The organism is Luteibacter sp. 9135, assembly GCF_000745005.1.
In the GTDB taxonomy this organism is placed as follows: Bacteria; Pseudomonadota; Gammaproteobacteria; order Xanthomonadales; family Rhodanobacteraceae; genus Luteibacter.
Genome location: NZ_JQNB01000001.1, coordinates 3,461,463 through 3,474,455, shown reverse-complemented (window position 1 = coordinate 3,474,455; position 12,993 = coordinate 3,461,463). Strand labels below are relative to the sequence as shown.

At 65.8% G+C, this 12,993-nt stretch carries 12 protein-coding genes; 11 read left to right on the top strand and 1 reads right to left on the bottom strand.

From position 1 onward, the window contains the following. Positions 1–186: 186 nt before the first annotated feature. The 8 genes from ndk to moeB all read left to right on the top strand — a co-directional run bounded on the left by ndk (position 187) and on the right by moeB (position 8,187). Positions 187–612, top strand: a complete 426-nt coding sequence (gene ndk, locus FA89_RS14630; protein ID WP_036141578.1) for a nucleoside-diphosphate kinase — start codon at positions 187–189, stop codon at positions 610–612. Between the two features lie 8 nt (positions 613–620). Continuing rightward, complete coding sequence (rlmN, locus tag FA89_RS14625) at positions 621–1,745, top strand: 23S rRNA (adenine(2503)-C(2))-methyltransferase RlmN (RefSeq protein ID WP_240003909.1); 1,125 nt, start codon at positions 621–623, stop codon at positions 1,743–1,745. Beyond that, a complete protein-coding gene (pilW, locus tag FA89_RS14620) occupies positions 1,735–2,505 on the top strand; it encodes a type IV pilus biogenesis/stability protein PilW (protein ID WP_036141572.1) in 771 nt (256 codons plus the stop codon). The genes rlmN and pilW overlap by 11 nt, the downstream gene beginning before the upstream one ends. An 89-nt stretch (positions 2,506–2,594) precedes the next feature. Further along, positions 2,595–3,572, top strand: a complete 978-nt coding sequence (locus FA89_RS14615; RefSeq protein WP_081916901.1) for a helix-turn-helix domain-containing protein — start codon at positions 2,595–2,597, stop codon at positions 3,570–3,572. Between the two features lie 151 nt (positions 3,573–3,723). Then, entirely contained in the window at positions 3,724–4,374 is a 651-nt protein-coding gene (locus tag FA89_RS14610; protein WP_036141569.1) for a YfgM family protein, read from the top strand. Continuing rightward, positions 4,371–5,570, top strand: a complete 1,200-nt coding sequence (bamB, locus tag FA89_RS14605; protein ID WP_036141565.1) for an outer membrane protein assembly factor BamB — start codon at positions 4,371–4,373, stop codon at positions 5,568–5,570. The genes FA89_RS14610 and bamB overlap by 4 nt, the downstream gene beginning before the upstream one ends. Before the next feature lie 23 nt (positions 5,571–5,593). Then, a complete protein-coding gene (gene der / locus FA89_RS14600; RefSeq protein WP_036141562.1) occupies positions 5,594–6,991 on the top strand; it encodes a ribosome biogenesis GTPase Der in 1,398 nt (465 codons plus the stop codon). A gap of 26 nt (positions 6,992–7,017) precedes the next feature. Next, the gene (gene moeB, locus FA89_RS14595) at positions 7,018–8,187 is read left to right on the top strand and encodes a molybdopterin-synthase adenylyltransferase MoeB (RefSeq protein ID WP_036141557.1); all 1,170 of its coding nucleotides are present in this window, start codon (positions 7,018–7,020) and stop codon (positions 8,185–8,187) included. Here moeB and FA89_RS14590 read toward each other — a convergent pair. Continuing rightward, complete coding sequence (locus FA89_RS14590) at positions 8,148–8,741, bottom strand: GNAT family N-acetyltransferase (RefSeq protein ID WP_051938819.1); 594 nt, start codon at positions 8,739–8,741, stop codon at positions 8,148–8,150. The genes moeB and FA89_RS14590 overlap by 40 nt on opposite strands. 81 nt (positions 8,742–8,822) lie before the next feature. Here FA89_RS14590 and folD point away from each other — a divergent pair, with 81 nt between their 5' ends. The 3 genes from folD to guaA all read left to right on the top strand — a co-directional run bounded on the left by folD (position 8,823) and on the right by guaA (position 12,918). Further along, positions 8,823–9,716, top strand: coding sequence for a bifunctional methylenetetrahydrofolate dehydrogenase/methenyltetrahydrofolate cyclohydrolase FolD (gene folD / locus FA89_RS14585; RefSeq protein ID WP_036141554.1), 894 nt, complete (start codon positions 8,823–8,825; stop codon positions 9,714–9,716). A 71-nt stretch (positions 9,717–9,787) separates the two neighbouring features. Beyond that, the gene (gene guaB / locus FA89_RS14580; protein ID WP_036141552.1) at positions 9,788–11,242 is read left to right on the top strand and encodes an IMP dehydrogenase; all 1,455 of its coding nucleotides are present in this window, start codon (positions 9,788–9,790) and stop codon (positions 11,240–11,242) included. A gap of 119 nt (positions 11,243–11,361) precedes the next feature. Further along, a complete protein-coding gene (gene guaA / locus FA89_RS14575; RefSeq protein ID WP_036141549.1) occupies positions 11,362–12,918 on the top strand; it encodes a glutamine-hydrolyzing GMP synthase in 1,557 nt (518 codons plus the stop codon). Positions 12,919–12,993 lie beyond the last annotated feature (75 nt).

Sequence of the window (12,993 nt, the reverse complement as noted above, 5' to 3'; positions counted from 1 at the left end):
GGCACTCGAAAGGGTCAATGTGCGACCGCACATGGCTGCAAGCAGCTTGCGATTGAGCTAGAATCTGTCAAGATTTCGTGAGCTAAGTCAGTCATTCCTGACGGCTTTGGCCTCAAACTTTCACCGGGCGTCCCCGCGGGCCCCGGCATACTTGTCTTTCTTTTTTCCATTTCCCGGAGCATCCGTATGGCGCTGGAGCGCACCCTTTCGATCATCAAGCCCGACGCCGTCAAGAAGAACGTCATCGGTGAAATCCTCGCTCGCTTCGAGAAGGCCGGTCTCAAGATCGTTGCCGCGAAGATGAAGCAGCTGACCCGCGAAGAGGCCGAAGGCTTCTACGCCGTGCACAAGGAGCGTCCGTTCTTCGGCGCCCTGGTCGATTTCATGATCTCCGGCCCGGTGATGATCCAGGCGCTGGAAGGCGAGGGCGCGGTCCTGAAGAACCGCGACCTGATGGGTGCCACCAATCCGAAGGACGCCGCGCCGGGCACGATCCGCGCCGACTTCGCCGACTCGATCGACGCCAATGCCGTCCACGGCTCGGATTCGCTCGAGAATGCCGCCAACGAAATCAAGTACTTCTTCAACGACTCGGACGTCGTTTCGCACTGAGGCACGCCGTGAACACGCCCGCCGACAAGGTCAACCTGCTCGATTTCGATCGCGCCGGCCTGCGCGATTTCTTCGCCCAGCTCGGCGAGAAGCCCTATCGCGCCGAACAGGTCATGAAGTGGATCTACCACCGTCTCGAAAGCGATTTCGAGAACATGACCGATGTCGGCAAGGCGTTGCGCGAAAAGCTCAGTGCCAGCTGCTACGTGGGCCCGCCCAAGACCGCGTTCGAGAAGACCGCGGTCGACGGCACCCAGAAGTGGCTGCTGGGTATGGATGGCGGCAACGCCATCGAGACCGTCTACATCCCGGAGCCGACCCGCGGCACGCTGTGCGTGTCGTCGCAGGTCGGCTGCGCCCTGAACTGCCAGTTCTGCTCCACGGCCACCCAGGGCTTCTCCCGCAACCTGTCCACGGCCGAGATCATCGGTCAGGTATGGGTCGCGGCCAAGCATCTGGGCAACGTGCCGCACCAGCAGCGCCGCATCACCAACGTGGTGATGATGGGCATGGGTGAGCCGTTGCTCAATTTCGACAACGTGGTCAAGGCGATGAGCCTGATGCGCGACGACCTGGGCTTCGGCCTGGCGAGCAAGCGGGTCACGTTGTCCACGGCCGGCCTGGTGCCGATGATCGACAAGCTGTCGGCGGAGAGCGATGTATCGCTCGCCGTGTCGCTTCATGCGGCCAACGACGAGCTGCGCACGGAACTTGTGCCCCTGAACAAGCGCTACCCGCTGGCCGAGCTGATGGCCGCCTGCGAGCGCTACATCAACCGCGCCCCGCGAACCTCCATCACCTTCGAATACACCCTGATGAAGGGCGTGAACGACCGGCCGGAGCACGCGAAGCAGCTGATCAAGTTCATGCGCCGACTGCCGGGCGCCAACAAGGTCAACCTGATCCCGTTCAACCCGTTCCCGGGCACGCGGTTCGAGCGTTCCAGCCCGGACGACATCCGCAATTTCCAGACCCAGCTGCTCAATGCCGGCGTGCTGACCATGCTGCGGCGCACCCGTGGTGACGACATCGACGCCGCCTGCGGCCAGCTTAAGGGTCAGGTGGTGGACCGCACGCGCCGCCAGGCCGAGTTCCGCCGGAAGCTGGAAGAGGGAGCGGTGAATGCGGCTTGAGCGTTGGGGTTTGCTGGCGGCACTGGTGCTGGCCTGCGCCGGCTGCGTGGCCGGCGAATCCGGGCTCAAGCCCTCGTCGGCCGCCGACGAGCGCGCCAAGGGCGCCGAGGTCCACACGGAACTGGGCCAGCGCTACATGCAGGATGGCGACCTCCAGGGCGCCATGGAAAAGCTGCAGAAGGCGCTCCAGTTCGATCCCAAGTACGTGCCGGCGCACACCGTGATCGCGGTGCTGTACGAGCGGATCAACGATCCGGTCAATGCCGAGTTGCACTACCGCAAGGCGATCGAGTTCGACCCGAAGAAGGGCTCGGTCAACAACAACCTGGCCGTTTTCCTGTGCAAGCAGGGGCGCGGCGTGGAAGCCCGGCCATTCTTCGATCGCGCCTTGGCCGACCCCTTCTACGAAACGCCTGACCTCGCGTTGACCAACGCGGGTACGTGCCAGATGCAGGCGAAGGATTATCCGGCCGCGGAGGATTACTTCCGCAAGGCACTGCAGCGTAACCCCAATAACGCCGATGCCCTGTATCAGCTGGCCGACCTGTTGTACCTTAAGAACGATGCTTTCCGGTCGCGGGCCTTCCTTCAGCGCTATGAAGCGCTGGGCAGGCCCAGTCCGGATTCGTTGAAGCTCGGTCATGACATCGAGCTCCGTCTGGGCAACGGGGAGGTTGCCCAGGACTACGCCAAACGTCTGCGCTCGCAGTTCCCGGATTCGGAACAGGCGCACACCCTCGAAGCCAGCGCACGTCAATGACATCCGTACCTTCGAATAATTCCGGTCGGGACGACCGCGAACAGGACCTGTTCGCCGGCATCGCGCCGAATGCACCTACGGAGCACGCCATGGAACCCCAGTTCGACGTGAACGCCGATGAGAGCGGTCGTGTCCTCATCGATCACGCCGCCGGGAGCGCCGGGCTCGGCGCCCGCTTGCGGGCGGCCCGCGAGGCCCGCGGCTATACGATCGAAGCTTGCGGCCAGGCCCTGCGCCTGCCGTCGCGCCTCCTGCGCCAGCTGGAAGCCGGCGAGTACGGCGGCATCGACTACCAGGTCTACCTGGCCGGCTACCTGAGCAAATACGGCGACCACCTCGGTGTGGATCCGGAAGCCATCCAGGCCGAGCTGGCCACGTTGGCGCCCCGGCAGCCGGAGCTGGTGGTCACGGGCGGCATCTCGCACTCGCGCTACCTCCTCGACCGTTACGTCACCGCCGCCACCTATGTGGTGCTGACCGCCGTGATCGTCGTGCCGATGGTCTGGCTGGGCGTGCGCGGCACGCTCGACCGTGACATGCCGCGTCTGTCGCCCCTGGATGCGTCGCCGGTCGCCCAGCAGGACGCCCCGGCGCCGAGCACGTCCAGCGCCGTCGCTTCCGCTACGCCGGCCGGTGGTCCCGCCGCCGCTCCCGCCGCGGAATCGCGCGTCGAGGACCAGCAGCCCCTGCTCGCATCGATGGCGATGTTCCCGCCGCTGGATCGCAGCGCGGCGAAGGCACCGCTGGCGACGTCCGCCGCCGCGCCGGTGACCGAAGACGCGGCCAAGGGGCAAGGTGCACACAGCCTGTCGCTCTCGCTGCCGTCAGCCAGTTGGGTGGAAGTCACCGCCGCCGATGGTTCGCGCCTGGAATACGGCATCCTGCCCGCGGGTACCCAGAAGTCCTACCGCAGCGACAGCCCGCTCGAGGTCCGCATCGGCAACGCCACCGGGGCCCAGGCCACGGTCGACGGCCAGGCGGTCTCGCTGGATGCCTTCCGTCGGGCCAATGTGGCGCGTTTCCGCGTGGATATCCGCGACGGCAAGGCCACGCCGATCGCGAACTGATCGCCGCTAAGGCCACACCGTCTCAGCGCGGCGCCGCCGGCCGGCGCTTTTCGGTTATCCTTGCCTATTGATCCGTCCCGTCATCGTCCCGATGGCAGGTGCGGGCTTGTTCCCTCCAGGATGTGCTGCGCGGAGCGCAGTGGGTGATTGCATGTCATTCGACGTATACGACGATTACGAACAGGGTGAACGCGTCCAGCAATGGCTGCGCAGGAATGGCGTGTCGATCGCCGTCGGCATCGCGCTCGGCCTGGTGCTGATCTTCGGCTGGCAGCAGTGGAAATCGCATCGCGCCGGCCACGAACAGGCCGCCGCGGGCGAATACGCCGCGCTGCAGGCCGCCGTGGCGCAGAATCGCGCCAACGAGATCGATCTGCGCACCGAGACCCTGCTGAAGGATTACTCGGACACCGCCTGGTCGGTGTTCGCGGCTGGCGAGCGTGCGCAGCGCAACGTCATGGCCGGCCAACTGGACAAGGCGTCCGGCGACCTCGACTGGGCCGTGGCCCACGCCAAGGACGACGCGTTGAAAACACTCGCGCAGCTTCGTGTCGCGCAACTCAAGTTTGCCCAGGGCAAGCCGCAGGACGCCATCAGCTCGCTCGACGCGATGCAGGGCAAGTCCTTTGTGGCGATCGCGCAGGAACTCCGCGGCGATGCGCTGGTCAAGCTTGGACGCCACGACGACGCACGCAAGGCCTATGAGGCGGCGATCGCCGCGATGGGCGACAGTGCACCGCAACGCGGTGTCGTTCAAACCAAGCTCGATGATCTGGCAGTGGCCGGGAAGCAGGGTGCATGAAACGTTTCTGGGCAATCGCGTTGACTTCGTCGCTGGTCGTTCTGGCCGGCTGCCATTCGTTCAAGAAGGAAAACGTCGAACCGCCGACCCCGCTCGACAAGAAGTTCGAGCCGACCCTGAAGGTCCAGCGCCTCTGGAAGTCCGGCATCGGTGATGGCGCGGCGGAATCCGGCGTGCGTATGCGTCCGGCCGTCGTCGACAACGTGGTCTACGCCGCCAGCACCGATGGCAAGATCGCGGCATTCGATGCCGCGACGGGCAAGACCCTCTGGTCCAAGAGCACCCGCCAGCACGGCTGGTTCGGCTGGGGCGACGCCAAGCGCGAGGACGCCCGCTTCTCCGGCGGCCCCGGCGCTGCCGGCGACCTGCTCGCCATCGGCACGCTCGATGGCCACCTCTATGGCATGAGCACCAAGGACGGCGCGCGTCGCTGGTCGGCGGAGCTCTCCTCGGAAGTCATCGCCGCGCCGGTCGTCGCCGGTGACATCGTGGTGGTCCGCTGCAACGACGGCCGTGTCTACGGTATCGACGCCGCCAACGGCGAGCGCCGCTGGGTGTACGACCAGTCCCAGGTGCCGCTCCTCAGCCTGCGCGGCAACGGCCGCCTGCTCGTCGCCAACGGCGTGGTGTTCCTCGGCAGCGATGCCGGCAAGCTGGTCGCGATCCGCCTGGACAACGGCGAAAAGCTCTGGGAACAGACCCTGTCCAGCGGTGAAGGCCGTACCGAGATCGATCGCCTCAACGATGCCGACGGTGCGCTCGTGCTCGACGGCACCACGATCTACGGCGCCGCCTACCACGGCAACCTCACCGCCATCGACGGCCCCAGCGGTCGCCCGCTGTGGAACCACGGGTTTTCCACGTTCACCTCCCTGGACGTGAAGGACAATGCGGTCTACGGCGTGGACGACCAGTCGCAGGTGTTCGCCTTCGACAAGAGCAGCGGCGCCAACATCTGGAAGCAGGCCGACCTGAAATACCGTTGGCTGACCGGCCCCGCCGTGCAGGGCAACTACGTCGTGGTCGGCGACCTCGACGGCCACATCCACTGGATGGCCGCGGCCGACGGCAAGATCGTCGCCCGCGAGCGCCTGTCCAAGAAAGCCATTCGTGCCCAGCCCGTCGTGGTGGGTGACACCGTGTTCGTCGAAGATGTCGAGGGCCACATCGGCGCCTACCGCATCGCCACGAACTGATTCACAGGATAGATGTATCTCCCATGTTGCCCGTCGTCGCTCTGGTCGGCCGCCCCAATGTCGGTAAGTCGACCCTCTTCAATGCGCTGACGCGTAGCAGGGACGCCCTCGTCGCCGATATGCCCGGCGTCACCCGTGACAGACACTACGGTGTCTGCCGTCTCGGTCCCCGGCCCTTCGTCGTCGTCGATACCGGCGGTATGTCCGGCAGTGACGAGGGCATTGAAGGCCTCACCGCCACGCAGGTCCGTCTCGCCATCGGCGAAGCGCACCTGCTGGTGTTCGTGGTCGATGCGCGCGACGGCGTGCTCCCGCTCGATGCGGGCATCCTTTCCGAGCTTCGTCGCAGCGGCAAGACGGTCATCGTCGTGGTCAACAAGACCGACGGCGTGGACGAAGCCGTCGCCATGGGTGAGTTCGCCTCGTTCGGTATCGCGGAAACGCTGCCGATGTCGGCGGCGCACAACCGCGGCGTGGACGTACTGGTGGAAAAATCCATCGGCTACCTGCCGGACGAGCGCGACAACGATCCCGGCCTGGACGATCAAGGTATCCGCGTCGCCATCGTGGGCCGTCCCAATGCCGGCAAGTCCACGCTGATCAATCGCCTGCTCGGGGAAGATCGCCTGATCGTCTCCGATGTGGCCGGCACCACCCGCGATCCGATCCGGGTGCCGCTGGAGCGTGACGGCAAGAAGTACACCCTGATCGACACCGCCGGTGTGCGTCGCCGTGCACGGGTCGAAGAAGCGGTCGAGAAATTCAGCGTTATCAAGACATTGCAGTCTATTGCTGCCTCTCAGGTTACGGTCGTCCTGATCGATGCCCGCGAGAATCTGGCGGACCAGGACCTCACCCTCATCGGCCATGCCATCGAGGAGGGCCGGGCGCTGATCATCGCGGTGAACAAGTGGGACGGCATGGACAGCTACGCCCGGGAGCAGACGCAGAAGGCGCTCGAGCGCCGGTTGGTCTTCGCCGATTGGGCCAAGACGGTGTTCATTTCCGCGCTGCATGGTTCCGGCCTGCGCGAGTTGATGAAGGCCGTGGTTCGTGCCCATCACGCGGCGACCAAGGTGCTTACTTCGAGCGAGCTGACGCGAACGCTGGAGCAGGCCTACGAGGCCTATCAGCCGCCGCTGGTGCGCGGTCATGCGCCGAAGCTGCGTTATGCGCATCCGGGCGGGTTCAACCCACCGACAATTGTCATCCACGGCAGCCGTACCAAGCACATCGCGCCGGCATATCGTCGCTACCTGGAAGGCTTCTTCCGCAAGCGCTATCGCCTGGAAGGCACGCCCATTCGTATCGACTTCCGTGACGGCGAAAACCCTTACGCTGGCAAGAAGAACGTCCTGACGGAAGGCCAGCAGCGCCGCCGTCGGGAGATGATCCGCAACGCGAAGCGACGCGAGAAGTAAGCGTCGCCGTCGTCGAGGTGCCTCGCATGACCGACGATATGGGCAGGGACGAGTGGTTGGCCGCGCTGCGCCAGCGCGTGCCCGAGATTCCCGTGACCGATGCACGCGCGCGGCAGCTCGCCGGTGCGCTGTTGGTCGACGTACGTGAGGACAGCGAGCGCGCCTCCGGCCTGCCGGAAGGCGCACTGGGGCTGTCCCGCGGTTTCCTCGAGCTGCGTATCGAGCAGGTGGCGCCCGATCGCCAGCGAGAGATCCTGTTGCTTTGCGGTAGTGGCCAGCGCTCGTTGCTGGCTGCCGAGGCGCTGCAACGCATGGGTTATACGCGGGTGGCGTCCGTCGTGGGTGGCATGGCCGCCTGGAAAACCGCTGGCCTGCCGGTGAGTGCCACCACACTGGATGCGGATGCCGCGGAGCGCTATGCGCGGCAGGTGCTGTTGCCCCAGATCGGCGAGGCCGGCCAGGCGCGCCTCGGCGCCGCCAGGATAGCGGTGATCGGTGCCGGTGGCCTGGGTTCGCCGGTATTGCTTTACCTGGCCGCCGCGGGCGTCGGCCGCCTCACCCTGATCGACGACGACCGGGTCGAGCGATCCAACCTGCATCGCCAGGTGGTCCACGCGGACGCCCGTGTCGGCGTAAGCAAGGCCGACTCCGCCCGCATGGCCTTGCTGGCCCTGAATCCCCGGGTCGATGTGCGCGTCGTCGTCGACCGGCTGCGCGCGGACAATGTCGAGGCCCTGCTCGACGGCCACGACGTGGTGATCGATGGGGCCGACAACTTCCCGACGCGCTACCTGCTGGCCGCCGCCACGCGACGCCTCGGCGTGCCCCTGGTTTACGCCGCCATTGAACGGTTCACCGGCCAGGCCAGCGTGTTCGACCCGCGGCGAGAGGATTCACCATGCTATCGCTGCCTGTTTCCGGAACCGCCGTCGGCGGCGGACGCCCCCAACTGCAGTGAGGCCGGTGTGCTCGGCGTATTGCCCGGGCTGGTCGGACTGGTGCAAGCCACGGAGGTGATGAAGCTGGTGCTGGGTATCGGCCAGCCGCTGGTCGGGCGCCTGCTGACCTACGACGCACTGGGCATGCGCTTTCGCGAGCTTGCGCTACATCGCGATCCGCACTGTCCGGGCTGTGGGCCGGCAGCCCGGTTCGATGGCTATGTGGATATCGAGCGGATGTGTGCGTCGGCCGGCTGATCGGCGACGATCGAATACATTGCCGCGTCAACCGGCATTCCTTTCAATACCAGTCGGTTGCGAAGCATTCCTTCGAAAGAACCTCCTATGCGTTCAGCCGTACGCCGGCTGGCCAGGTTGTCGTGGGCGGCCACGATTTCCAGTCGTGACACCTGCACCGTCTCGAGCGCGAAGCGCGCGGCGAGTCGTCCGGCACGGGTGGCGATGCCCTTGCCCTGGGCGGATTCCCGCACCCAGTAACCGAGGTTGGCAAACCGGTGCTCGTGGTTGAGGTGGTTGACCCCCATACCGCCGAGCAGCGTATCGGTGGTGGCGTCGAAGACCAGGAACTCGTTGCCCTCGCCGGTGAGCCAGTGCCGACGGCAGGTATCGATCCATGTCGTCGCATCGGCCTCGCTGTACCCGGCATGGCACCAGTCCTGCCAGCGGCCGACGGTAGCCACCGATTCGCGAACGGCCTCGGCAAGTGCGGGGGCATCGCTCATGCGATGCGGGCGTAGGACGACGTGGCCATCGCTCACGTCGTGCGGGTAGGGGATCGGTGCGATGTGCATGGCGGAAAGTATGCAAGAGCCGACTCTTCTCCGCACACGGGGTTCAGGGGATAATGCGCGGTTTCCGCAGGGCGACACCCCATGACCGCACGTATTCTCGACGGCAAGCGCATCGCCCAGGAACTTCTCGAGCACATCGGTCGCCGCGTGGCCAAGCGGGTGGCCGAGGGTCGCCGTGCGCCCGGCCTTGCCGTGGTGCTGGTGGGTGAGGACCCGGCCTCGGCGGTGTATGTCCGCAACAAGCGCAAGGCCTGCCAGCAGGTCGGTTTCCAGTCGTTCGGCTACGACCTCGCGGCCAGCACGTCGCAGGACGAACTCTTTGCGCTGATCGACCGTCTCAACGCCGATCCGGCCGTGCACGGCATCCTGGTGCAGTCCCCGTTGCCGGCCCACATCGACGAGGATGCGCTGGTCGACCGGATCGATCCCGGCAAGGACGTGGACGGTTTCCAGGCGGTGAACGTCGGTCGGCTGGCCCTGCGTCGGTTCGGCCTGCGCCCGTGCACGCCCAAGGGCGTGATGACCTTGCTCGGACACACGGATCGGCCGGTGCGCGGCCAGCACGCGGTGATCGTTGGCGTCTCCAATCATGTCGGTCGGCCGCTTGCGCTGGAGCTTCTTATTGCAGGAAGTACAGTGACTTGCTGCCATAAATTCACGCAGAATCTAGCTTCGTTCGTCGGTCAGGCGGACATCCTCGTGGTCGCGGCCGGTAAGCCGGGGTTGGTGCGCGGGGAGTGGATCAAGCCGGGTGCGGTGGTGGTGGACGTGGGCATCAACCGGCTGGAAGACGGCCGTCTGGTCGGCGACGTCGAGTTCGCGCCGGCGGCGGAACGGGCCTCGTGGATCACCCCGGTGCCCGGTGGTGTCGGCCCGATGACGGTGGCCACGCTGATGGAAAACACGCTCGAGGCGGCCGACGCGCTGGATGCCTTGCTCGCTCGCGAGCACGGCGGCGTGCACGGCGCCGCGTAGTCGCGTCGCGCGCCTATCCGAGTGCTGCATTGCGGGGTATAATGCCGCGATTTACTCGCGGGAATAATGCTATGCGCATCCTTGCCGAGGCACTCACTTACGATGACGTGTTCCTGGTTCCTGGCCACTCCACGGTCATGCCGCGCGATGTGGACACCTCAACGCGGTTCACGCGCGGCCTGCGCCTGAACATCCCCATCGTGTCCGCCGCCATGGACACCGTGACCGAAGCCCGCCTCGCCATCACCATGGCCCAGAACGGCGGCATCGGCATCATCCACAAGAACATGTCCGCCGAACTCCAGGCCGCCGAAGTGCGACTGGTCAAGAAGTTCGAGGCCGGCGTCATCCGCAGCCCGATCACCGTGCGCCCCGACACCTCCATCGGCGAGGTCATGGCGCTCACGCGGGCGCACAACATTTCCGGCGTACCGGTGGTGGACGGCGAGAAGCTGGTCGGCATCGTCACCAGCCGCGACCTGCGTTTCGAGCGCAAGCACGACGACCCGGTGCGCAACATCATGACCCGCGAGGATCGCCTGGTCACGGTAAAGGAAGGCGCCTCGCACGACGAAGTGCTCGAACTGCTGCACCGCAACCGCATCGAGAAGGTCCTGGTGGTCAACGACGGCTTCCAGCTGCGTGGCCTGATCACCGTCAAGGACATCCAGAAAGCCCGCGACAACCCGAACGCCGCCAAGGATTCGCACGAGCGCCTGGTGGTAGGGGCCGCGGTGGGCGTCGGCGGCGACACCGAGCGCCGCATCGAGCTGCTGGTTGAAGCCGGCGTGGACGTGGTGGTGGTCGACACCGCGCACGGGCATTCGCAGGCCGTGATCGACCGTGCCGGCTGGGTCAAGAAGCGCTACCCGCAGGTGCAGGTCATCGCCGGCAACATCGTCACGGGCGAGGCGGCACGCGCACTGCTGGACGCCGGCGTGGACGCGGTCAAGGTGGGCGTGGGCCCGGGCTCGATCTGTACCACGCGTATCGTCACCGGCATCGGCGTGCCGCAGATCACCTCGATCGACATGGTCGCCACGGCGCTGAAGGGCGAGATCCCGCTCATTGCCGATGGCGGCATCCGCTATTCCGGTGACATTCCGAAGGCGCTGGCCGCCGGTGCGTCCTCTGTGATGCTCGGTTCCATGTTCGCCGGTACCGAGGAAGCCCCGGGCGAGGTCGAGCTGTTCCAGGGCCGCTCGTACAAGAGCTATCGTGGCATGGGCTCCATCGGCGCGATGCAGCTGGGCTCGAAAGATCGCTACTTCCAGGACGAGGCGGACGCCGACAAGCTGGTGCCGGAAGGCATCGAAGGCCGCGTGCCTTACCGTGGCCCGCTGCGCAACATCATCCACCAGATGATGGGCGGCCTGCGCGCCTCCATGGGCTACATGGGCGCGGCGTCGATCGAAGAGATCCATGAGAAGGCCCAGTTCGTGAAGGTCACCGGCGCGGGCGTGCTCGAAGCGCATCCGCACGATATCCAGATCACGAAGGAAGCACCGAACTACCGCCGGGACTGACGCGCCCGCGCGTGCAGCCCCGGTGACCCAGGACGCCCGCCGCAAGCGGGTGTTCTGCTTTTTCAGCCCAACGCGCACTGCGCGGGGCGTTCCCCATTCCCTACGGCAGGCAGTCACCGATGACCGATATCCACAGCGACAAGATCCTCATCCTCGATTTCGGTTCGCAGTACACGCAGCTGATCGCCCGCCGTATCCGCGAGATCGGCGTGTACTGCGAGGTCTGGGGCTGGGACCACGCGCCCGATGAGATCGCCGGGTTCAACCCGAAGGGCGTGATCCTCTCTGGCGGCCCGGAGTCGGTGACCGATGACCAGTCCCCGCGTGCGCCGCAGCAGGTGTTCGACCTCGGCGTGCCCGTGCTGGGCATCTGCTACGGCATGCAGACCATGGCCGAGCAGCTCGGCGGCAAGGTGGAGGCCGGTCATCACCGTGAGTTCGGTCCCGCCACGATCACCTTCGGCCAGTGCGGCCTGTTCGAGACGGTGGTGGAGGACGGCGAATCGCTGGGCGTATGGATGTCCCACGGCGACCGCGTCACAGCGATCCCGGACGGCTTCACCGTGGTCGCCTCCACCCCCAGCCTGCCGCTGGCCGCCATGGCCGACGACGCCCGCCGTTTCTATGGCGTGCAGTTCCACCCGGAAGTGACCCACACCAAGCGTGGCATGGAGCTGCTGCGCCGCTTCGTCGTCGACCTGTGCGGCTCGGCCACGCTGTGGGACGCCGCCCATATCATCGAGAACGCCGTGGCCCGCGTGCGCGAACAGGTCGGCACTGACCGCGTGCTGCTGGGGCTCAGCGGTGGCGTCGATTCCTCCGTGGTGGCTGCGCTGCTGGAAAAGGCGATCGGCGACCAGCTGACCTGCGTGTTCGTCGATACCGGCCTGTTGCGCTTCCAGGAAGGCGACCAGGTGATGTCGACCATGGCCGAGCACATGGGCGTCAACGTCATCCGCGTGGATGCGAAGCAGCGCTACTTCGACGCCCTGGCCGGCGTGGAAGACCCGGAAGCCAAGCGCAAGGTGATCGGTCGTCTGTTCATCGAGATCTTCGACGAGGAGTCGGCGAAGATCGACGGCGTGAAGTGGCTCGCCCAGGGCACGATCTACCCGGATGTCATCGAGTCGGCCGGCAGCAAGACGGGCAAGGCTCACGTCATCAAGAGCCACCACAACGTCGGCGGCCTGCCGGAACACATGAAGCTCAAGCTGGTCGAGCCGCTGCGTGAGCTGTTCAAGGACGAGGTGCGCCGCATCGGCGTCGAACTGGGCCTGCCGCGTGACATGGTCTACCGCCACCCGTTCCCGGGCCCGGGCCTGGGGGTGCGCGTGCTGGGCGAGGTGAAGGCGGAATACGTCGACCTGCTGCAGCGGGCGGATGCGATCTTCATCGAGGAGTTGCGCAGCCATGGGCTTTACGACCGGGTGAGCCAGGCGTTCGCGGTGTTCCTGCCGGTGCGCTCGGTGGGCGTGGTCGGCGATGGGCGGGCTTACGAGTGGGTGATTGCGCTGAGGGCCGTGGAGACGATCGACTTCATGACGGCGCATTGGGCGCACCTTCCTTATGATTTCCTCGACAAGTGCTCGACTAGGATTATCAATGAGTTGCGCGGTATTTCTCGTGTGGTTTATGACATTTCGGGGAAGCCGCCGGCGACGATTGAGTGGGAGTGATGGAGGTCAGTTGCTGGCTAATCGGTCTTGTGCAAAATTCGATCAATCTATCTAGTTTTATTCATCCCTAATCGC